The 21,695-nt window shown below is 64.7% G+C and carries 18 protein-coding genes; 15 read left to right on the plus strand and 3 right to left on the minus strand.

What is annotated here, in order from left to right:
• Nucleotide 1 precedes the first annotated feature (1 nt).
• The 11 genes from ACVIGB_RS48055 to ACVIGB_RS48105 all read left to right on the plus strand — a co-directional run bounded on the left by ACVIGB_RS48055 (nucleotide 2) and on the right by ACVIGB_RS48105 (nucleotide 13,088).
• Entirely contained in the window at nucleotides 2-877 is an 876-nt protein-coding gene (locus tag ACVIGB_RS48055) for a phosphoribulokinase (RefSeq protein ID WP_092127070.1), read from the plus strand.
• Nucleotides 874-2,895, plus strand: coding sequence for a transketolase (gene tkt, locus ACVIGB_RS48060; RefSeq protein ID WP_456723995.1), 2,022 nt, complete (start codon nucleotides 874-876; stop codon nucleotides 2,893-2,895). Before ACVIGB_RS48055 ends, tkt begins: the two co-directional genes overlap by 4 nt.
• A 14-nt stretch (nucleotides 2,896-2,909) precedes the next feature.
• Nucleotides 2,910-3,992, plus strand: a complete 1,083-nt coding sequence (fba, locus tag ACVIGB_RS48065; protein ID WP_212310926.1) for a class II fructose-bisphosphate aldolase — start codon at nucleotides 2,910-2,912, stop codon at nucleotides 3,990-3,992.
• A gap of 30 nt (nucleotides 3,993-4,022) precedes the next feature.
• Nucleotides 4,023-5,486 (plus strand): form I ribulose bisphosphate carboxylase large subunit, encoded by a 1,464-nt coding sequence (locus ACVIGB_RS48070; protein WP_212310925.1) that lies wholly within the window; start codon nucleotides 4,023-4,025, stop codon nucleotides 5,484-5,486.
• Nucleotides 5,487-5,498: 12 nt separating this feature from the next.
• On the plus strand, nucleotides 5,499-5,924 hold the full coding sequence (locus ACVIGB_RS48075; protein WP_212310924.1) for a ribulose bisphosphate carboxylase small subunit: 426 nt from the start codon (nucleotides 5,499-5,501) through the stop codon (nucleotides 5,922-5,924).
• A gap of 111 nt (nucleotides 5,925-6,035) precedes the next feature.
• Complete coding sequence (cbbX, locus tag ACVIGB_RS48080; RefSeq protein WP_456723994.1) at nucleotides 6,036-6,965, plus strand: CbbX protein; 930 nt, start codon at nucleotides 6,036-6,038, stop codon at nucleotides 6,963-6,965.
• Nucleotides 6,962-7,678, plus strand: a complete 717-nt coding sequence (locus ACVIGB_RS48085; protein ID WP_456723993.1) for an HAD family hydrolase — start codon at nucleotides 6,962-6,964, stop codon at nucleotides 7,676-7,678. Before cbbX ends, ACVIGB_RS48085 begins: the two co-directional genes overlap by 4 nt.
• A gap of 614 nt (nucleotides 7,679-8,292) precedes the next feature.
• Nucleotides 8,293-9,372, plus strand: coding sequence for a multiple monosaccharide ABC transporter substrate-binding protein (gene chvE / locus ACVIGB_RS48090; RefSeq protein WP_456723992.1), 1,080 nt, complete (start codon nucleotides 8,293-8,295; stop codon nucleotides 9,370-9,372).
• Nucleotides 9,373-9,429: 57 nt separating this feature from the next.
• Entirely contained in the window at nucleotides 9,430-11,010 is a 1,581-nt protein-coding gene (gene mmsA, locus ACVIGB_RS48095) for a multiple monosaccharide ABC transporter ATP-binding protein (protein ID WP_456723991.1), read from the plus strand.
• Nucleotides 11,007-12,197, plus strand: a complete 1,191-nt coding sequence (gene mmsB / locus ACVIGB_RS48100) for a multiple monosaccharide ABC transporter permease (RefSeq protein ID WP_456723990.1) — start codon at nucleotides 11,007-11,009, stop codon at nucleotides 12,195-12,197. Before mmsA ends, mmsB begins: the two co-directional genes overlap by 4 nt.
• 57 nt (nucleotides 12,198-12,254) lie before the next feature.
• Nucleotides 12,255-13,088: an inositol monophosphatase family protein gene (locus ACVIGB_RS48105; protein WP_456723989.1), complete on the plus strand. Its 834-nt coding sequence runs from the start codon at nucleotides 12,255-12,257 to the stop codon at nucleotides 13,086-13,088.
• A gap of 289 nt (nucleotides 13,089-13,377) precedes the next feature.
• Here ACVIGB_RS48105 and ACVIGB_RS48110 read toward each other — a convergent pair whose 3' ends face one another.
• The gene (locus ACVIGB_RS48110) at nucleotides 13,378-14,604 is read right to left on the minus strand and encodes an ABC transporter substrate-binding protein (RefSeq protein WP_456723988.1); all 1,227 of its coding nucleotides are present in this window, start codon (nucleotides 14,602-14,604) and stop codon (nucleotides 13,378-13,380) included.
• Between the two features lie 181 nt (nucleotides 14,605-14,785).
• On the opposite strand from ACVIGB_RS48110, the gene ACVIGB_RS48115 reads away from it, so the two are divergent.
• Together ACVIGB_RS48115 and ACVIGB_RS48120 are read left to right on the plus strand one after the other, a co-directional pair.
• Entirely contained in the window at nucleotides 14,786-16,417 is a 1,632-nt protein-coding gene (locus ACVIGB_RS48115; protein WP_456723987.1) for a flavin-containing monooxygenase, read from the plus strand.
• 93 nt (nucleotides 16,418-16,510) lie between these two features.
• Nucleotides 16,511-16,921, plus strand: a complete 411-nt coding sequence (locus ACVIGB_RS48120) for a (R)-mandelonitrile lyase (RefSeq protein WP_456723986.1) — start codon at nucleotides 16,511-16,513, stop codon at nucleotides 16,919-16,921.
• 11 nt (nucleotides 16,922-16,932) lie between these two features.
• On the opposite strand, the gene ACVIGB_RS48125 is transcribed toward ACVIGB_RS48120, so the two are convergent.
• Nucleotides 16,933-17,979, minus strand: a complete 1,047-nt coding sequence (locus ACVIGB_RS48125; protein WP_456723985.1) for a LacI family DNA-binding transcriptional regulator — start codon at nucleotides 17,977-17,979, stop codon at nucleotides 16,933-16,935.
• 128 nt (nucleotides 17,980-18,107) lie between these two features.
• Nucleotides 18,108-19,034 (minus strand): LysR family transcriptional regulator, encoded by a 927-nt coding sequence (locus ACVIGB_RS48130; protein ID WP_456723984.1) that lies wholly within the window; start codon nucleotides 19,032-19,034, stop codon nucleotides 18,108-18,110.
• Nucleotides 19,035-19,147: 113 nt separating this feature from the next.
• Here ACVIGB_RS48130 and ACVIGB_RS48135 point away from each other — a divergent pair, with 113 nt between their 5' ends.
• Entirely contained in the window at nucleotides 19,148-20,404 is a 1,257-nt protein-coding gene (locus tag ACVIGB_RS48135) for a CaiB/BaiF CoA transferase family protein (protein WP_456723983.1), read from the plus strand.
• 58 nt (nucleotides 20,405-20,462) lie between these two features.
• Complete coding sequence (locus ACVIGB_RS48140; protein WP_456723982.1) at nucleotides 20,463-21,683, plus strand: ABC transporter substrate-binding protein; 1,221 nt, start codon at nucleotides 20,463-20,465, stop codon at nucleotides 21,681-21,683.
• Nucleotides 21,684-21,695 lie beyond the last annotated feature (12 nt).

Consider the following 21,695-nt stretch of genomic DNA (forward strand, 5'->3'; position numbering starts at 1 on the left):
TATGTCTCGTCGACATCCCATCATCTCGATTACCGGTTCGTCCGGCGCCGGCACCACCTCGGTGAAGAAGACGTTCGAGAACATCTTCCGCCGCGAGAATGTGGTCGCGGCCTATATCGAGGGCGACGCGTTCCACCGCTACGACCGCGCCGAGATGCGCAGCCAGATGCTGGAGAAGGCCGAGCGCGGCGACAAGCATTTCAGCCATTTCAGCCCCGAGACCAATTTGTTCGAGGAGCTGGAGAAGCTGTTCAGCGACTATGCCGAGACCGGCACCGGCACGACGCGGCACTATGTGCACGACGAAGAGGAATCGCGGCTCTACGGCGCCAAGCCCGGCACCTTCACCGCGTGGGAAGCGCTGCCGGAGAATTCCGACCTCTTGTTCTACGAGGGGCTGCATGGCGCCGTGGTGACCGACAAGGTGAACGTCGCGCAGCACGCCGATCTGAAGATCGGCGTCGTGCCGGTGATCAACCTCGAATGGATCCAGAAGCTGCATCGCGATCGCAGCCATCGCGGCTACTCCACCGAGGCGGTGACCGACACTATCCTGCGCCGCATGCCGGACTATGTGAATTACATCTGCCCGCAATTCAGCGAGACCGACATCAACTTCCAGCGCGTGCCGACGGTCGATACGTCGAACCCGTTCATCGCGCGCTGGATCCCGACGCCGGACGAATCGATGGTCGTGATCAGGTTGAAGAACCCGCGCGGCATCGATTTTCCCTATCTGCTCTCGATGATCCCGAACAGCTTCATGTCGCGCGCCAATTCGATCGTGATTCACGGCGCCAAGCTCGATCTCGCGATGCAGCTCATCCTGACCCCGCTGATCCTGCAATTGATCGAACGAAAGAGGCGAACGATATGACCGCACTTGCGTCCGTTGCAAGCCGGCCCGAAATCAGCCACGACGAGATGGCCAACGCCATCCGCTTCCTCGCCATCGACGCGGTGGAGCAGGCGAAATCCGGCCATCCCGGCATGCCGATGGGCATGGCCGATGTCGCGACCGTGCTGTTCACGGACTTCCTGAAGTTCGATCCGGCCGATCCGGCCTGGCCCGACCGCGACCGCTTCGTGCTATCCGCCGGTCACGGCTCGATGCTGCTCTACGCGCTGCTCTATCTGACGGGCTACGCGAGCATGACGCTCGATCAGCTCAAGGCCTTCCGGCAATGGGGATCGCAAACCCCGGGCCATCCTGAGTATGGTCATACGCCCGGTGTCGAGACCACGACCGGGCCGCTCGGGCAGGGGATCGCGACCGCGGTCGGCATGGCGCTCGCCGAGCGCTTGATGAACGCCCGCTTCGGCGACGATCTCGTCGATCACTGCACCTATGTGATCGCCGGCGATGGCTGCCTGATGGAAGGCCTCAGCCATGAGGCGATCTCGCTCGCCGGCCATTTGCGGCTGAACCGGCTGATCGTGCTGTTCGACGACAACCAGATCTCGATCGATGGCGCCACCTCGCTGTCCTGCTCGGACGACCAGACGGTGCGGTTTGCGGCGAGCGGCTGGAACGTCTGCCGCATCGACGGCCACGATCCGCAGGCAATCTCTGCGGCGATCAGGCAGGCGCGAGCGAGCGACCGTCCGTCGCTGATCGCCTGCCGCACGGTGATCGGGTTCGGTGCGCCGAACCGGCAGGGCAGCGAGAAGGTACATGGTGCACCGCTCGGCGCCGACGAGACGGCGAAGACCCGCAGCGCGCTGCGCTGGCCGTATCCGGCATTCGAGGTCCCCGACGCGGTGCTGGCCGAGTGGCGCGAGCTCGGTGGCCGCGGCCGTGACGCACGGCGCGCCTGGATCGAGCGCTCGCGTAGCGCCTGCAAGACCGACAAGGGCGAGCGGTCTCCGTTCCACGACGCGCTGAACCGGAAACTGCCCTGCGCCTATGCCGAGGCGATGGCGAAGCTCGTTGAGCGGTTTGCGACCGAGCAGCCAAAACTCGCCACGCGGCAGGCCTCGCAGCAGGTTATCGACGTGATCGCCGAAGCGCTGCCCAATCTCCTGGGCGGATCGGCCGACCTCACGCACTCCAATCTGACGCTGGCGAAGTCGCAGGTCTCGGTGCGGCCGGAAACACTCGACGGCAGCTATATCCACTACGGCATCCGCGAGCACGGCATGGCGGCGGCGATGAACGGCATCGCCTTGCATGGCGGGTTCATTCCCTATGGCGGCACCTTCCTCAGCTTTGCCGATTACAGCCGGCCGGCGATCCGGCTCGCAGCATTGATGGGCATCCGCGTCATCCATGTGATGACCCATGACTCGATCGGGCTCGGCGAGGACGGGCCGACGCATCAGCCGGTCGAGCATCTCGCGGCGCTGCGGGCGATCCCGAACGTGCTGGTGTTCCGTCCGGCCGATGCGGTCGAGACCGCGGAAGCCTGGGACTGCGCGTTGAAGGCAGAGACGTCGCCGTCGATCCTCTGTCTGTCGCGGCAAGCGCTGCCGACGGTCCGCGACGGCAGCAAGGACAACCAGGTCGCGCTCGGCGCCTACGTTCTCGTCGAGCCGGCCTTCGGGCGTGACGTCACCCTGATTGCAACGGGTTCGGAGGTGTCGATCGCGCTCGAAGCCGCAAAGCTGCTGGCGGAACAAGGGGTACAGGCCGCGGTCGTCTCGGCCCCGTGCTTCGACCTGTTCCGCCAGCAGCAGCGCGACTATCGCGCCCAGGTGCTGGGCAACGCGCCGCGCGTCGGTGTGGAAGCCGCCGTCGAGGGCGACTGGGCCCGCTGGCTCGGCGACGACGGTGTATTCGTCGGCATGACCGGCTTCGGCGCGTCCGCACCGGCCGATGTGCTCTATCGCGAATTCGGCATCACGCCGGCGGCGATCGCCGCGGCGGCAAGACGGCTCATGCAACGAGCGAATTGAAAGGAGGACGCCAGATGGCGCGGATAACACTTAGGCAATTGCTGGACCATGCCGCCGAACGCGGCTACGGCGTGCCGGCCTTCAACATCAACAACATGGAGCAGGGCCTCGCCATCATGGAGGCGGCGGCGGCCTGCGATGCGCCGGTCATTATCCAGGCTTCGCGCGGCGCGCGGTCCTATGCCAACGACATCATGCTGGCGAAGATGATCGATGCGCTTGAGGAGATGTATCCGCAGATCCCGCTCTGCCTGCATCTCGATCACGGCAACGAGGAGGCGACCTGCGCGACCGCGATCCGCTACGGCTTCACGTCGGTGATGATGGACGGCTCGCTCAAGGCCGACGCCAAGACCGCGGCCGACTATGACTATAATGTCGATATCACCCGCCGGGTGGTCGATATGGCGCACTGGGTCGGCGCGTCGGTCGAAGGCGAGCTCGGCGTGCTCGGCTCGCTCGAGCATGGCGGTGGCGAGCAGGAGGACGGTCACGGCGTCGAGGGCAAGGTCAGCCACGATCAGCTGCTCACCGACCCGGACCAGGCGGTCGATTTCGTCCGCGCCACCAAGGTCGATGCCCTCGCGATCGCGATGGGTACCTCGCATGGCGCCTACAAGTTCACGCGGCGGCCGGACGGCGAGATCCTGGCGATGCGCGTGGTCGAGGAGATCCATACGCGCCTGCCCAATACGCATCTGGTCATGCACGGCTCGTCCTCGGTGCCGCAGGCGCTGCAGGACATGTTCAACCAGTTCGGCGGCGAGATGCCGCAGACCTGGGGCGTCCCGGTCGAGGAGATCGTTCGCGGCATCAAGCATGGCGTGCGCAAGGTCAACATCGACACCGATTGCCGGCTGGCGATGGCGGCCGCCTTCCGCAAGGTCGCCGTGCAGTCGAAGAGCGAGTTCGATCCGCGCAAATTCCTCAAGCCGGCGATGGATGCGCTGCGCGAACTCTGCCGTGACCGCTTCGAGCAGTTCGGCACGGCCGGCAATGCCGCCAGGATCAAGGTGGTTGCACTGCCGGAGATGGCCCGTCGCTATCGCGCCGGCGCGCTCGATCCGCAGATTGGAAAGATCACCCAGGCCGCCTGAGCAAATGGCGGCGAACGACAGGAGATTTAAATGAATATTCAGCCATCGATCACCGTGCGCGGTAAGGATCGCTACAAGTCCGGCGTGATGGAATACAAGCGGATGGGCTATTGGGAGCCGAACTACGAGCCCAAGGACACCGACGTCATCGCCCTGTTCCGCGTCACCCCGCAGGATGGCGTCGATCCGACCGAAGCCTGCGCGGCGGTGGCGGGCGAATCCTCGACCGCGACCTGGACCGTGGTGTGGACCGATCGGCTGACCGCCGCGGAGAAATACCGGGCGAAGTGCTATCGCGTCGATCCGGTGCCGAATTCGCCGGGCAGCTACTTCGCCTATATCGCCTACGACCTCGACCTGTTCGAGCCGGGCTCGATCTCGAACCTGACCGCCTCGATCATCGGCAACGTGTTCGGCTTCAAGCCGCTGAAGGCGTTGCGCCTTGAGGACATGCGGCTTCCGATCGCCTATGTGAAGACGTTCCAGGGCCCGGCGACCGGCATCGTGGTGGAGCGCGAGCGGCTCGACAAGTTCGGCCGTCCCTTGCTCGGCGCCACCGTGAAGCCGAAGCTCGGCCTGTCCGGCCGCAACTACGGCCGCGTCGTCTATGAAGCCTTGAAAGGCGGGCTCGACTTCACCAAGGACGACGAGAACATCAACTCGCAGCCCTTCATGCACTGGCGCGAGCGCTTCCTGTACTGCATGGAGGCGGTCAACCGCGCACAGGCCGCGACCGGCGAGATCAAGGGCACCTACCTCAACGTCACCGCGGCGACCATGGAGGACATGTATGAGCGCGCCGAGTTCGCGCATGAGCTCGGCTCCAACATCGTCATGATCGACCTCGTGATCGGCTACACCGCGATCCAGTCGATGGCGAAGTGGGCGCGCAGGAACAACATGATCCTGCATCTGCATCGTGCGGGTCACTCGACCTACACCAGGCAGCGCAGCCATGGCGTCTCGTTCCGCGTGATCGCGAAATGGATGCGGCTCGCCGGTGTCGACCACATCCACGCCGGCACGGTGGTCGGCAAGCTCGAGGGCGATCCGAACACCACGCGCGGCTACTACGACATCTGCCGCGAGGACTTCAACCCGATGCAGCTCGAGCACGGCGTGTTCTTCGACCAGAACTGGGCGAGCCTCAACAAGCTGATGCCGGTGGCCTCCGGCGGCATTCACGCCGGTCAGATGCACCAGCTGCTCGACCTGCTCGGCGAGGACGTCGTGCTGCAGTTCGGTGGCGGCACGATCGGCCATCCCCGCGGCATCCAGGCCGGCGCCACCGCCAACCGGGTCGCGCTGGAAGCCATGATCCTCGCCCGCAACGAGGGTCGCGACTACGTCCATGAAGGTCCGGAGATCCTGGCGAAGGCGGCGCAGACCTGCACGCCGCTGCGCGAGGCGCTCGACGTCTGGAAGGACGTCACCTTCAACTACGAGTCGACCGACGCCCCCGATTTCGTTCCCACGCCGAGCATGGCGGTCTAACAGGAGTTTCTCATGCGCGTGACCCAAGGCTGCTTCTCTTTCCTGCCCGATCTGACCGATGAGCAGATCGCCGCGCAGGTGCAATACTGCCTCGACAAGGGCTGGGCGGTGAACATCGAGTTCACCGACGATCCGCATCCCCGCAACACCTATTGGGACATGTGGGGCCTGCCGATGTTCGACCTGCGCGACGCGGCCGGCATCATGAAGGAGCTTGCCGATTGCCGGCGGGTCTATGGCGACCGCTACATCCGGATCTCCGGCTTCGATTCCGGCCACGGCTGGGAGTCGGTTCGCATCTCCTTCATCGTCAACCGGCCGCGCGAGGAACCGGGCTTCCGGCTCGACCGCCAGGAGGCTGCCGGACGCAACCTGCATTACGCGACGCATTCCTATGCGACGACGCGCCCCGAGGGCGAACGCTACACCGATCGTTGACCGCGTCCGGCTTGCAAGCCAGGCGGGTTGCTCCCTCGACCGTCCTGGTCCGGATGCACTTCTCCGTCGTCGCCGCCGCGGCGACGGAGCTTTTCTCGAAGCGAGAGGATAATGACGCAACCGCAAGAACAGATCCGCGAGACGCCGCCCGAGACCATCGACCTCCGGCATGAATTCGCCGACCTCGGCATCGGCGACGTGCTCGACCAGCTCGATTCCGAACTGATCGGCCTGAGGCCCGTGAAGACGCGCATCCGCGAGATCGCCTCGCTGCTGCTGGTCGAACGCATCAGGCAGAAGATGGCGCTGGCGACGACGTTCCCGACGCTGCACATGTCGTTCACCGGCAATCCCGGCACCGGCAAGACCACGGTCGCGCTGCGGATGGCCGGCATCCTGCACAAGCTCGGCTTCGTCCGCCGCGGCCACGTCATCAGCGTCACGCGCGATGACCTTGTCGGGCAATATATCGGCCACACCGCGCCGAAGACGAAAGAGATATTGAAGAAGGCGATGGGCGGCGTGCTGTTCATCGACGAGGCCTATTACCTGTACCGCCCCGAAAACGAGCGCGACTACGGCCAGGAGGCGATCGAGATCCTGCTCCAGATCATGGAACAGCAGCGCGAGGATCTGGTGGTGATCCTGGCCGGCTATGGCGACCGCATGGAGAAGTTCTTCCAGAGCAATCCGGGGTTCCGCTCCCGCATCGCGCATCACATCGACTTCCCGGACTATTCCGACGGCGAGCTGCTCTGGATCGCCGAGCTGATGTTGCAGCAGCAGAATTATCGTTTCTCTCCGGAAGCACGCGAGGCCTTCACCCGGTACATCGGCATCCGCAAGGAACAGCCGCTGTTCTCCAATGCACGCTCGATCCGCAACGCGCTCGACCGCATCCGGCTGCGCCAGGCCAACCGGATCGTGGCGAAGCTCGACCGCACGCTCACGACCGACGACGTGATGTCGATCGAGGCCGGCGACGTGCTTGCCAGCCGCGTGTTCGCAAAAGGGGCGGGCGCGGCGGGCGAGGCACGATGAACCAGGCGCTCGCCGGCATCAGGAACGCCGGGATGCGCGACATCATCGCGGGCGCCCGCGCCTTGATCTTCGATGTGGACGGCACGCTCGCCGAAACCGAGGAAGTGCACCGCCGCGCCTTCAATGAGGCGTTCGCCGAGGCCGGCCTCGATTGGTTCTGGGACCAGGTCACCTACGCGCGGCTGCTTCGGGTCGCAGGAGGCAAGGAGCGCATCCGCGCCTTCGACCAGCGCAACGCGGTTCCGTCGCTGACATTCGCAGACATCGCCGACCTGCACGGGATCAAGACCAAGCGCTACGCCGCGCTGATTGCAGCGGGTGACTGCCCGTTGCGGCCGGGTGTGAGGGCATGGCTCGCCGGCGCGCGCAGCCGCGGCCAGCGCCTGGCGATCGCCACGACGACCTCGCATGGCAATATCGATGCGCTGCTGTCGGTTGCGCTGGGGCCGGCCTGGGCCGATCTGTTCGAGGCGATCGTGGCCGGCGACGACGTGCCGCGGAAGAAGCCGGCACCCGATGTCTATGTCGAGGTGCTGGCGCGGCTTGGGCTCGGACCGGCGGATTGCATTGCCGTCGAGGATTCCGGCAACGGCCTCGCCGCCGCCGCGTGGGCGGGCATCCCCGTGGTTATCACCCGCAGCACCTATTTCAGCGACGACGATTTCGCCGGAGCGTTGCTTGTTGTTGACGATCTGTCTGACATTGACGCCTGAAGGCCGCCGCCGCCGGCCGGCCGTCAGTTCTGATTAATTTATTCTGGAAGTTAAATAAATGATGCTTGCCTCCATTGCACAGTAGGGGCACAATCTCACCAAAGGTTGTCGGAAGCACCGCCGCACCTAGCGGATGGCGAGGCTTGCTCAATTATTTCGGGAGATAGCGCCTCGTGACCCTCCATGCCTCCGATCAATTTATTTGGATATCTAAATAAATGGCCGGTCGGGCGCGCATTCATATAGCAGGGGTGGCATCTACCAAAGGTTGCTCGAGATGGTGACGTACCACCAGAAATTCTGGCGGGTGGTAGCGCTTGCCAACAGTTCGGGGAGACCGGCGCCTCATGATCCTCCACGTCATTCCGACACCTCGTTCATCCCACGACATGACTCGCGGGTGAACTTGGTATTGCTGGATCGACATGGCTGACTGTGCGGAGTGAGCATTGGCGCTGTTGACGGGTTCAATCGACATTCCGCAATTTCGGTTCGTGACGGCCCCGGCGCCGATCGGACATCGCCCTAGATCTGCGGCCAGCCCACGAACGAGAGCCGTCGATTGACGCTGTCCACGGCAACGGTACCCCAACTAAAAACCAAGGGAGTGAAGCATGTTCAAATCGAAGACCACCTTGTTCGCGTTCGCGCTCGCGCTGGCCGGCCTTGCCGCGACGGCGTCCGATCGCGGCGCCATGGCCCAGAGCAAGCCGACCATCGGCATCGCGATGCCGACCAAATCCTCTGCGCGCTGGATCGACGACGGCAACAACATGGTCAAGGTGCTGAAGGAACGCGGTTACGGCACCGACCTGCAATATGCCGACGACGACATCCCGAACCAGCTCTCCCAGGTCGAGAACATGGTGACCAAGGGCGCCAAAGTGCTGGTCATCGCGGCGATCGACGGCACCACGCTGTCCGATGCGCTGAAGCAGGCCAAGGCCCAGGGCATCACGGTGATCGCCTATGACCGCCTGATCCGCGACACGCCGAACGTGGACTATTACGCGACCTTCGACAATTTCCAGGTCGGCGTGCTGCAGGCAGGGTCGATCGTGAATGCGCTCGGGCTGAAGGACGGCAAGGGTCCCTTCAACATCGAGCTATTCGGCGGCTCGCCCGACGACAACAACGCCTATTTCTTCTACGACGGCGCGATGTCGGTGCTGAAGCCCTATATCGACAGCGGCAAGCTTGTCGTCGCGAGCGGCCAGACGGGCATGGGCAAGGTCGCGACCTTGCGCTGGGACGGCGCGACCGCGCAGGCACGGATGGACAATCTGCTCAGCGCCTTCTACGGCAAGAAGCGCGTCGATGCGGTGCTGTCGCCCTATGACGGCCTGTCGATCGGCATCATTTCCTCGCTGAAGGGCGTCGGCTACGGCAGCAAGGATCAGCCGATGCCGTTCGTCAGCGGCCAGGATGCCGAGGTGCCCTCGATCAAGGCCATGCTGCGCGGCGAGCAATACTCGACCATCTTCAAGGACACCCGCGATCTCGCCAAGGTCACGGCCGACATGGTCGATGCCGTTCTGAGCAAGAAGGAGGTCAGCGTCAATGACACCAAGACCTACAACAACGGGGTCAAGGTGGTTCCGTCCTATCTGCTGAAGCCGGTCGTGGTGGATAAGACCAATTGGGAGAAAGTCCTGATTGACAGCGGCTACTACAAGCGCTCGCAATTCGACTAAGGCGGGCGAGCGGGGCTGATAGCGCCGAGGCCTAGTGACGTTGCGGGATGTGATCCGATGACGGCGATGCTTGAGATGCGTGACGTCAGCAAGAGCTTTGCCGGCGTGCAGGCATTGCGCGACGTCAATTTCAGCGTGGAAGCCGGGCAGATCCATGCGCTGGTCGGCGAGAACGGCGCGGGCAAGTCGACCCTGATGAAGGTGCTGAGCGGGGTCTATCCCGCCGGCAGCTATGAAGGGTCGATCCTGTTCGACGGCGAGGAGCGCCGGTTCCGCGACATCAACGACTCCGAGGCGCTGGGGATCATCATTATCCACCAGGAGCTGGCGCTGATCCCGCTGATGTCGATCGCCGAGAACATCTTTCTGTCGCGTGCACCGTCGCGGTTGGGGGTGATCGACCGCAATGCGGTGTACCGGCGGACGGCCGAGCTGCTGGCGCAGGTCGGCCTGCGGGAATCGCCGGACACGCTCGTCACCGATCTCGGCGTCGGCAAGCAGCAGCTGGTCGAGATCGCCAAGGCACTGTCGAAGAAGGTGCGTCTCCTGATCCTGGACGAGCCGACCGCGAGCCTCAACGAGGCCGATAGTGCCGCGCTGCTGGACCGGCTGCTGGTATTCCGCGAGCAGGGCATCGCTTCGATCCTGATCTCGCACAAGCTGAACGAAGTCGCGCGCGTCGCCGACCGGATCACGGTGCTGCGCGACGGCCGCACCGTCGATAGCATCGATTGCCGAACCGAGCAGGTCGACGAGGACCGGATCATCCGCAGCATGGTCAACCGCGATCTCGCGCATCGTTTCCCCGAGCGAAACGTTGCGATCGGCGATCCCGTGATGACGGTGGAGAACTGGTCGGTGTATCACCCGCTGCATACCGCCCGGCAGGTGATCAAGAACGTCGATTTCAGGGTGCGCCGCGGCGAGGTGGTCGGCATCGCCGGCCTGATGGGCGCCGGCCGCACCGAGTTCGCCATGAGCCTGTTCGGCAGGGCCTGGGGCTACAATATCTCCGGCAGGATCAGCCTTGACGGACGCGAGGCCAACCTCGCCAGCGTGCCGGCCGCGATCCATGCCGGCCTCGCCTATGTCACCGAGGACCGCAAGCAGCTCGGCTTGATCCTCGCCGACGACGTCCGCAAGAACGTGACGCTGGCGAGCCTGCGCCAGGTGTCGGACCGCGGCGTGATCGATGATGTCGTCGAGCTGAAGGCCGCGAGCGATTACCGCAACCGGATGCGGATCCGCTGTTCCGACGTCTATCAGGAGGCCGGACAGCTCTCGGGCGGCAACCAGCAGAAGGTGGTGCTGTCGAAATGGCTGATGACCGATCCGCAGGTGCTGCTGCTGGACGAGCCGACCCGCGGCATCGACGTCGGGGCAAAATACGAGATCTATTGTATCATCAACGAGCTCGCGGAGGCCGGCAAGGGCGTCGTGGTGATCTCGTCGGAAATGCCGGAATTGCTCGGCATCTGCGACCGGATCTGCGTGATGAATGACGGCGCCTTCGTCGGCGAGTTCGCGAAGGACGACGCGACGCAGGAGAAGATCATGCGCGCCATCATGCGCAATGTCAGGATGTCCGTAAATGGCGCCCCTGCCAGTGAGCTGCGGGCGGGAGGCGGAGCACAATGACCGACAAGACGGTGTCACTTCCCGAGACCCCCAAGCATTCCGGCTTCATCAAGAACAATCTGCGCAACTACGGCATGCTGCTGTCGCTGCTCGCGATCATGCTGTTTTTCGAGATCGTGACCGACGGCACGCTGCTGCAGCCGGTCAATCTCACCAATCTCGTGCTGCAGAACAGCTACATCGTGATCATGGCGCTCGGCATGCTGCTGGTGATCGTCACCGGGCATATCGACCTTTCGGTCGGCTCCGTCGCCGGATTCGTCGGCGCGGTCGCGGCGGTGCTGATGGTGACCTACCATGTCGACTACCCGACCGCCTTCATCGTTTGCCTGCTGATCGGTGCCGCGATCGGCGCTGCGCAGGGCTACTGGGTCGCCTATTTCAAGATTCCGTCCTTCATCGTGACGCTGGCGGGCATGCTGGTGTTCAAGGGCCTTGCGCTCGCGGTGCTGCAGGGTCGGTCGGTCGGGCCGTTTCCGCCGACCTTCCAGAAGCTGTCGTCGGGCTTCATCCCCGAGCTGTTTCCGAGCGCCGGCACGCTGTATCCGACCTCACTTCTGATCGGCGTCGTGCTGGCGTTCGCGCTGGTGCTCGCGAGCGCCAAGAGCCGGGCGCGCGAGCAGTCGCATGGCATCGAGGTCGAGCCCTACGCGTTCTTCATCGCCAAGAGCATCGCGCTGGCGGGCGCGGTGCTCTATTTCACCTATCTGATCGCCTCGCATCGCGGCCTGCCGAACGTGCTCGTCATCATGACGGTGCTGATCGCGCTGTACGGTTTCGTCACGCGGCGGACTGTGATCGGCCGCCAGATCTATGCGGTTGGCGGCAACGCCAAGGCCGCGAAACTGTCGGGCGTCAAGACTGAACGGCTGACCTTCTTCACGTTCGTCAACATGGGCGTGCTCGCGGCGCTCGCCGGGCTGGTGTTTGCTGCCCGGCTCAACACCGCGACGCCGAAAGCGGGCCTCGGCTTCGAGCTCGACGTGATCGCCGCCTGCTTCATCGGCGGCGCCTCGGCCTATGGCGGCGTCGGCCGGGTCGGCGGCGCGGTGGTCGGTGCCATGATCATGGGCGTGATGAACAACGGCATGTCGATCCTCGGCATCGGCATCGACTATCAGCAAGTGATCAAGGGCCTCGTCCTGCTGGGCGCCGTCTGCATCGATGTCTACAACCAGCGCCGTTGATTGCCGCGCAGTCATGATCCTGCGATAGGATGACGGCGCAACGCAGGAGAATGCCGCGTGAAACTGTCCCATGCCGATGCGCTGAACATCGGAAACATCCTCGCCGAAGTCGGCCGCACCGAGATCATGCCGCGGTTCCGGCGCGTGCGGGAGATCGAGGTCCGCACCAAGACATCGGCGTTCGACGTCGTCACCGAAGCAGATGAGCTTGCCGAGCAGGCGATCTCGGCCGCGCTGCTCCGGGCGTTTCCGAATGCGGTCGTGATCGGCGAGGAAGGCACGGCACGCGACCCGGCCGCGCTCGATCAGGTCGGAACCGCGGAGCTCGCCTTCATCATCGACCCGATCGACGGCACGCGGAACTTCACCTCGAGCCTGCCGCTGTTCGGCACCATGGTGGCCGCCACGATGCGCGGCGAGATCGTGTTCGGCGCGATCCATGATCCCGTCAGCAACGACACAGCGTTCGCGCTGCGCGGCGAGGGCGCGTGGCTCGAAATGCCGGACGGCAGGCGGCATGACTTGAAAGTGGCCCCGGCCGTGCCGGTCAAGCAGATGGACGCGGTGATCGGCGTCAACTTTCTGCCTGAGGCGCTGCGCCCAATCGTCGCCGGCAATCTGTCCAGGCTTGGCGCCAGCGCCTGGCTCAGATGCGCCGCGCATGAGTATCGCATGGCGGCGTCCGGCCATTGCCATCTCTTGTTCTACAACAAGCTGATGCCGTGGGATCATGCCGCGGGCTGGCTGTTGCATCGCGAGGCCGGCGGCTACAGCGCACATTTCGACGGATCGCCCTACAAGCCGGTCAATCTGACCGGCGGCTTGCTCTGCGCGCCCGACGAAGCGAGCTGGCATGCGGCACAGCAGGCGATCCTGACGCCGGCCGGGTAGGGTGGGGTGATGTGCGTTCGGAATAGAGTTTCGAGCTCAACTGTCAAGCAACACGCTCGCTGTCGTCCCTGCGAAAGCAAGGACCCATACTCCGCGGCGGGTGTTGTGATTGCGACTCGTCGTTCCGGCGTCGCGCAATAACGACCGTTTGTGGTTATGGGTCTGCTTTCGCAGGGACGACGTCGAACATGCTGCACGCCAGTGAGTCAAACACCCGCGTCGTCGCGACGCGAATTGCCTCAACTTTGCGTCTCGTCCCCCCTCTCATTGAACAGAGCGCGCAGGCGCACTATTCGCTGCCGACCTCGCCGGTGATGATGTTGCCGAACAGCTTCCAGCTCTCGCCTTCGAACCGCATCAGCTGCGACTGTTCGATCGGACGGAAGTCGTTCGCGCTGGTGTTGATCCTGATCCCGGGCAGGATCATCTTCGGCGCAAAGTCCTTCAGGCCGGCAGCCTGCTTCATCACGTTCTCGCGTGTGAGATCATCTCCGCACTGCCTCAGCACCTGCGCGAGCGTTTGCGCGGCGGCGTAGCCATAGACGTGATTGCCGTTGGTCTTGTCGCCGTCGGGCATGTACTTGTCCATGAACGCCCGCCATTCCCTGGTTTCGGCATCGTCATTCCAGATCGTGTCGGTCGGATCCTTGAGGTAGGCGACCGAGATGATGCCCTGCGAATGTTCGATGCCGGCGGCGCGCATCACCGAGGCGACCGATGTCGCCGTTGAGGTCAGGAAGAAGGTCGGCTTCCAGCCGAGCTCGGCGACCTTCTTGATGGTCTGCGCCGCGCCCTTTGGCGCCGCCCAGGTGAACAGGATATCGGCGCCGGAGGCCCGCAGCGCCACGATCTGCGAATCCAGCGTTGGATCGGTCAGCTCGTAGGACTTGTCGGCGACGATCATGCTGCTCGCCTTGTCGCCGAGGCCGTCGCGCAGCCCCTTGAGCGCATCCTTGCCGGCATCGTCGTTCTGCCAGAGCACCGCGATCTTGCCGTTCGGGAATTTGTCCAGAATGTATCTGGCGTAGATCCGCCCTTCGCTCTGGTAGTTCGGCTGCCAGCCCATCGTCCAGGGAAAGCCTTGGGGATCACCGAAGCGCGTCGCGCCCGATGCGATGAAGAGGTGAGGGACCTTCTTGCCGTTGAGATATTTCTGGATCGCGACATTGGGCGCGGTGCCGAGCGGCTGGAACACCAGCAGCACCTCGTCGCCCTCGACCAGCTTGCGTGCCTGCTCGACCGATTTCGGCGGCGAAAAGCCGTCGTCGTAGCTGACGAAGTTGACCTTGCGTCCGTTGATGCCGCCCTGGTCGTTGATCATCCTGAAATAGGCCGCCTCGGTCCGGCCGATCGCGCCGTAGGCCGAAGCGGGGCCGCTATAGGGCATGATGTTGCCGATCTTGATCTCGGTATCCGAGACCCCCGGGCCGTAGTTCTTCTGCGCGAGTGCCGGCGACAGCGCGCCGATCGTTACCGCGGCCGCCAGGCACGCGCGAAGACAAAATCCGTCCAACATCCCTCAGTCACTCCCTGATTGTCCGCCGATCGCCTTGTGACGTGCGCGTGGCCCCTTGCCGAGGGCCGGTGCGTTGACGCCCGGCGACAATTATCGTATGCGCTTCCGATCTGGAAACGTTTCCAGACTAGCGCGCGTTCCCACCGATGGCAATATTCCTGCGGCCGGAGAGATGTGACAAATGAGCAGACTGGAGCAGACGAGCCCGGACCATGGCGCGAGGCCGCCGCTGGTCGCCGAATGCGATGCCGTCGTGGTCGGCGCCGGCTTCGGCGGGCTCTATGCGATCTATCGGTTGCGCGAGCTCGGGCTGAAGGTGATCGGCATCGAGGCGGCGTCCGACGTCGGCGGCACGTGGTACTGGAATCGCTATCCCGGCGCGCGCTGCGACATACCGAGCCTGTTCTATTCCTACAGCTGGTCGGAGGAGCTGCGGCAGGAATGGCGCTGGAGCGAGAAATACGCCGCCCAGCCGGAGATCCTGCGCTACGCGCAGCGCGTCGCCGACCGGTTCGATCTGCGCTCGCTGATCCGCTTCGACACCCGTGTGACCGGCGCCGACTGGGACGAAGAAGGCGAGAGCTGGACGTTGCGCACCGATCGCGGCGATTGCATCGTCGCATCGACTTGTGTGATGGCGACCGGCAATCTCTCGGTGCCCAACAAGCCGAAGCTCGCGGGCCTCGCGCGTTTTCGCGGGCCGGTCTATCACACCGGGCAGTGGCCGCATCAGGAGATCGACTTTTCCGGCTTGCGTGTTGCCGTGATCGGCACCGGCTCGTCGGGTGTGCAGACGATCCCGATGGTCGCCAAGGCGGCGAGCCGCCTGACCGTATTCCAGCGCACGCCGAACTACTCGGTGCCTGCACGCAATGCGCCGCTGTCCGAAGCCGACATCGCTGCCGCCGGGCCCGTGATCGCGAAATATCGCGAGAGTCTCGAGACGCCGGAGTTCGGGCGGGTGCCTGCAAATGCCTTCGAAGCGCCGGTGCCCGAGCGAGACGCGCAGTGGGCGCGCTATGAGCAGCTTTGGGAGCAGGGCGGCGGCGGTATCCTGACCGCGTTCCCGAACATCCTGACCGACGAGGCCGTCAACGACGTCGCCTGCGACTTCGTGCGCGACAAGATCCGCGGCATCGTGCACGACAGGGCGACGGCGGAGGCACTGTCACCGAAGGATTATCCGCTCGGCGTCAAGCGCATCTGTATCGATACCGGTTATTTCGCGACCTACAATCTGCCGCATGTCGAGCTGGTCGATCTGCGCGCGGAGCCGCTGACGACAGTCACCGAGACCGGCGTCGAGACCGCGACGCGGTCCTTTACGCTCGATGCACTGGTGCTGGCGACGGGCTATGACGCGATGACCGGGGCGCTCGCCGCGATGCAGATCCGCGGGCGGGACGGCGCGACCCTGAAGGAGGCCTGGGCCGACGGGCCCAGCGCCTATCTCGGCCTGATGGTGTCGGGCTTTCCGAACCTGTTTGTCGTGACCGGGCCGGGCAGCCCCTCCGTCATCGGCAACGTGATCCATGCCTGCGAGAACCATGTCGAGTGGATCACGTCCTGTCTCGGCAACATGCGCGCCAAGGGATTGACGCGGATCGAGCCGGAACGCGACGCCGAGCGGGCCTGGATGGCGCATGTCGCCGACGCCGCCAGCCGCACGCTCTATCCGAAGGCGAATTCCTGGTACCAGGGCGCCAACATCGCGGGCAAGCCGCGCGTGTTCATGCCCTATGTCGGCCAGGGCTACCGGCACCGCATCGCGCAGATCGCGCAGCGCGGTTATGAGGGTTTCGTGCTGCGCTGAGATTAGCGCGACCGCGGTCTCGCTCCGTCATTGAGAGGAGCGATAGCCAAGTTCTGGAATCGTTTCTAGACTGGATAGATGGGAGGATTGCGAATGGACATCAAGCGCGCAGGATCGATCGCAAGCCGGCGCGGCAGCGCCGATTGGTTCAGCGGCACGGTATGGGCTGACGGGATCGTCAATGCACCCGCGCCCGCGCGTGTGCAGGCCGCGCGCGTCACCTTCGAGCCGGGTGCGCGCACGGCGTGGCACACCCATCCGCTCGGCCAGACGCTCTACGTCACGGCCGGCGCGGGGTATGTGCAGAGCTGGGATGGCCCGATCCGCGTGATCCGTCCGGGTGACGTGGTATGGATACCGCCGGGCGAGAAGCATTGGCACGGCGCGGCGCCAACCACGGGCATGAGCCATATCGCGATCCACGAAGCGCTCGACGGCGACTACGCGACCTGGATGGAGCACGTCTCCGACGCGCAATACGCAGCGGGGCCGCTGGCCGATTGATCGGCGCGGCGCTACTTCCGCCCCCGCGCGGGCGTTGCCGGCGCGGCGCAGGAATGGCGCAGGATGAGGCGCGTCGGCAGGAACACCGGGGCGCTGCTGCCGGCTTTGTCGGGCTCGCGGATCCGCTCCAGCAACAGCCGCGCGGCGGTACGGCCGACCTCGTTCATGTCCCAGCTCAGGGCTGAGATCGCGGGCGTCGCATGGCGGGCGAGGTCGGTGTCGCCGCTGCACACGATCGATACGTCCTGCGGGTAGCGCAGGCCGTTGCTGGTGATCGCCTCCAGCACTTCGGCCAGCATGCTGGTGCCGAGCGAGATGATCGCGGTCGGCGGTTTTGTCATCTGCAGCAGCTGGCACACCGAGCTGAAGGCGGTGTTGGCGCCCTGCATGTGCGGGCGGATCAGGGTTGGATCGACCTCGATCTTCGCCTCCTGATGCGCCTGCCGGTAGCCCGCGAGCCGTTCCGAGCTCGGCAGCACCGCAGCGCTTCCGGTCAGCAACGCGATCCGGCGATGGCCGAGGCCGATCAGATAGCGCGTTGCCTCCAGCGCGCCGCCGCGGTGATCGACGCGAACCATGACGCTATCGGGTACCTCGCGGTCGACGGTGACGCAGGGCAGGTCGAGCGTCGCCAGCCCCTTCATGAAATTCTTGTGGGAATTGTCGCCGGCGAACAGCAGCAATCCATCCATCTGGCGCCGGCGCACTGCAGACAGGAACGCCGCCTCGCGCGCCTCCTCATGCTTGGTCGCCGCCAGCATCAGGAGGAAGCCGGCGCGCTGGAATTCCTCCTCCGCCGCGCTCACCATGCCGGTGTAGTGCGGGTTGGAGAAATCGGCGACCATGCAGCCGATCGTATTCGACGCCCGCGAGCGCAGCGCCTGCGCCGCCTGGTCGGGCTCGAACCCGAGGCGCTTCACCGCGCGCATGATGCGGGCATGCAATTCCGCGCTGGTGTAGATGCCGCCATTGAGCGTGCGGCTGACGCTTGAGACGGAGACGCCGGCCTCGGCCGCGACGTCACGAATCGTCGGTCGTGTCCGTCGCGTCCTGGTCATCGGTGGTCGGGCCCTGTCGGTTCGGCATTGTCGCCGCCATGCGCGCCAGTTGCGGCGTGCAGCAGACGGCGTCCCCGAACCTAATCAGGCTCTGCTGCGAATCTCAAATGTTTCTTGTGAGTCTCGGGTTATCGGCGTGATGCGCTCAGGAATAGTGGCCGGAAGATATCCAGAAATCCGGTCGCGGCCGGCGTCAGCGGGCGGTTCTTCAGCCGCAGGATTCCGATCTTGCGAACCAGCGGCGGCGACACCAGCCGCTTGACGATCACGCCGCGCGGCGCCCGCGGCGGCACCGCCGAGGCCGGAACGATCGAGATGCCGACATTGGCTGCGACGAAATCGTAGAGCGTGCCGAACTGCTCGACGATGGTGCTGTGATTGAGCACGATGCCGCTCGCGGTCGCGACGCTGTCGATCTGCTTCCGCAGGCCCGAGCCGGTCGGGAGCGAGACGAAGGTTTCGTTGCGCAGTTCGCGAAGGCTCAGCGTCGCCTTGTTTCGCAGCGGATGGCGCGAGGGCAGGATCGCGAAGCAGGACTCCTGCACCGCGTCATCGCTGACGACTTCCTGGCCGAGCGCGGTGACGTTGCCGACGCCGAAATCGGCGAGGCCGCTGCGCACATCTTCATAGACCTCGCTGCCGAGGCCCTCGCGCAGGTGGATTTCGACGCCGGGATGCGCCTTCCTGTATTTCAGCACGGCCTCCGGCACCACGTGGTGCGTGAGTGACAACAGGCAGGAGATGATCAGGCGTCCCTTGATCTGTTCGCCGAGCGCGCGGGCGTTGTCGACCTGGACGCCGAGATCGGCGAGCAGGCGCTGCGTCGATGCCGTGAATTCGCGGCCCGGCGCGGTCAGGATGACGTTGCGCGTCGATCTGAGGAACAGCGAGACGCCGAGCTGGCGTTCGAGCTGAAGCACGAGACGGCTCACCGCCGACTGCGTCATGCCGAGGTCGGCGGCGGCCGCGGTGAAGCTGCCATACACCGCGACCGAGTTGGCGGCACGAAGATGTTTGAGGCTGACCTCGAACCGGCGTGGGCGTCGCTCGCGCATCATTTATTCCATTTTCGCATCAATAATACGGATAGGAAAATATTTGACCTATATGCCCGCCGCGTCAACGATGAAGACAACCACAGAGCAGCAGGCGGGAAGGGAAATTTCGGATGACGGCGAGCCCGACGACGACGAGGCAAGGCGCGCTGCACGGTGTCCGCGTACTCGATCTGACGCGGTTCTATTCAGGCCCGTTCGCGACCTTGATGCTGGCGGGCTTCGGCGCCGAGGTCATCCGCATCGACACCCCCGAGCAGGGCGATCCCACCATGACCGGGCCGCCGTTCCTCGGCAAGGACGGGGTCTCGCTCGACCGCAAGCATGACAGCGATCTCGGCCTCGCCTATCTGAAGCGCTGCCGCGACAAGAAGTCGATCACGCTGAACATGCGCACGGCGGAGGGCATGGAGCTGTTCCATGCGCTGCTGCGCAAGTCGGACATCCTGGTCGAGAATCTGCGCCCCGGCGCGGCCGAGCGGCTCGGGATCGGCTATGAGGCAAACCGCCAGGTCAACCCCGCGATCGTGCATTGCGCGCTGACCGGCTACGGCTCGACCGGCGCCGACCGGCGTCTCAAGGCGTACGATTTGATGATCCAGGCAGCATCCGGCCTGATGGCGATCACCGGTGCGCCGGATGGCAGCCCAAGCAAGGCCGGCACCGCGCTCGCGGACGGCATTACGGGCGCCTTTGCCGTCTCCGGCATCCTCGCCGCGCTGACCGAGCAGCGCGTGTCGGGACGAGGCCAGTTCGTCGACGTCGCGATGGCGGACTGCCTGTTGTCGCTGGTGCTCGACGAGCCCTTGGATTGCTACCCGCAGATGGGGATGGCGCCAAGGCAGGGCAATCGCATCATGCGGTTCTCGCCCTTCAACACCTATGCCACGCGCGACGGCACGATCGCGCTCGGCGCCGCCACGAACGAGGACTGGCTGGCGCTGCTAGGTGTGATGGATCGGCTCGACCTCGCCGCGGACGCGAAGTTCATGAACACCGGCTGGCGCGTTGCCAACAACACGATCGTCGATGCGATCGTCAGCGAATGGACGCTGGGCCGCACCACGCTCGAGGCGATCGAGGCGCTCAATCGCGGCGATGTCGCCGCGAGCCCGATCCGCGACATCGACGCCATCCTCGCCTGGGAGCATCTCGGCGCCCGCGACATGCTGCAGCCGGTCGTGCATCCGACCGAGCCGCTGGAGCAGCGCGTCATCGGCGCCGGGTTCCCGATCAAGATGGGACGGACGCACAAGGGATACACCGCGCCCGCGCCGACGCTCGGGCAGAACAATCAGGAGATCTATGGCGGGCTGCTCCGCCTCTCCGGGCAGCGGATCGACGATCTGACGTCCAGGCGGATCATCTGAAAGCAAGAAGGCCGGCACATGCATGCCGTCCCAAGCGGGAGCGTCGAGGATAGTCATGGTGAAGAAACCAACAACCACAGCTGCAGCAATCGCGTTGCTCATCGGCAGCGCGATGCTGACGCCGGTTCAGGCGGAAGATGTGCAGCCGGTCAGGATCGGCGTGCTCACCGACATGTCGGGGATGTACCGCGACATCATGGGGCCGGGCTCGGTGCTCGCCGCCAGGATGGCGGTCGAGGATTTCGGCGGCAAGGTGCTGGACCGTCCGATCGAGGTGATCTCGGGCGATCACCAGGCGAAGGCCGATGTCGGCGCGGCGATCGCCCGCAACTGGTTCGACAATGGCGGTGCCGACGTCATCGTCGATGTCGCGCAATCCGCCGTGGCGCTGGCCGTTCAGGAACTGGCGCGGACGCGCAACAAGATCGTCATCCACGGCGTGACCGGAAGCCCGGCAATCACGCAGCAGGCCTGCGCAGCGACCGCTTTCTCGTGGTCGCTCAACGCCTACGCGATTTCGGCGCCGCTGCCCAAGCCGCTGATCGAGCGCGGGCTCGATACGTTCTTCTTTCTCTCGGCCGACTATTCCTTCGGCAAGGCGATGGAGGACGCTGCAGCGGGTGCGATCAAGGCGGCCGGGGGCAAGGTGCTGGGCTCGGTGCGCTTCCCGCAGAACAATCCCGACTTCAGCTCCTTCCTGCTGCAGGCGGTGGCGTCGAAGGCCAAGGTGATCTGGCTGATCTCGGCGGCGGAGGACACCACCAACGCTTTGAAGCAGGCCAAGGAGTTCGGCATCGCCGAGGGTGGCCAGCACATCGTGGTGCCACTGACCTACATCACCAATGTGCACGCGCTCGGCATTGCCAATGTGCAGGGCCTGACCTTTGCGACCCCGTTCTACTGGGACCGCACCGACAAGACGCGCGCGTGGTCGGAGCGCTTCTTCAGGCAGCACCACGCAATGCCGACCATGGACCAGGCCGCGGTCTACTCGGGAACACTGCACTATCTGCTGGCTGTCGCTGCCGCCAGGACCCTGGACGGTATGAAGGTCGCCGACGAGATCCGGAAGCTGCCGGTCAACGACATGTATGTCGAGAACGGTTTTGTGCGCGCCGACGGCTGGCTGATGCATCCGTTCTACATGGCGAGCATCAAGGCTCCCAGCGAGGTGAAGAAGCCCTGGGATTACTACACCATCGAGAAGGTCATTCCGGCATCCGAGGCGGCGCAGCCGCTGTCCGAGAGCCAGTGCCCGCTCGTCGCTCAATCGCAATGACATCGGCAAAGG

Source organism: Bradyrhizobium sp. USDA 4341 (assembly GCF_054063755.1).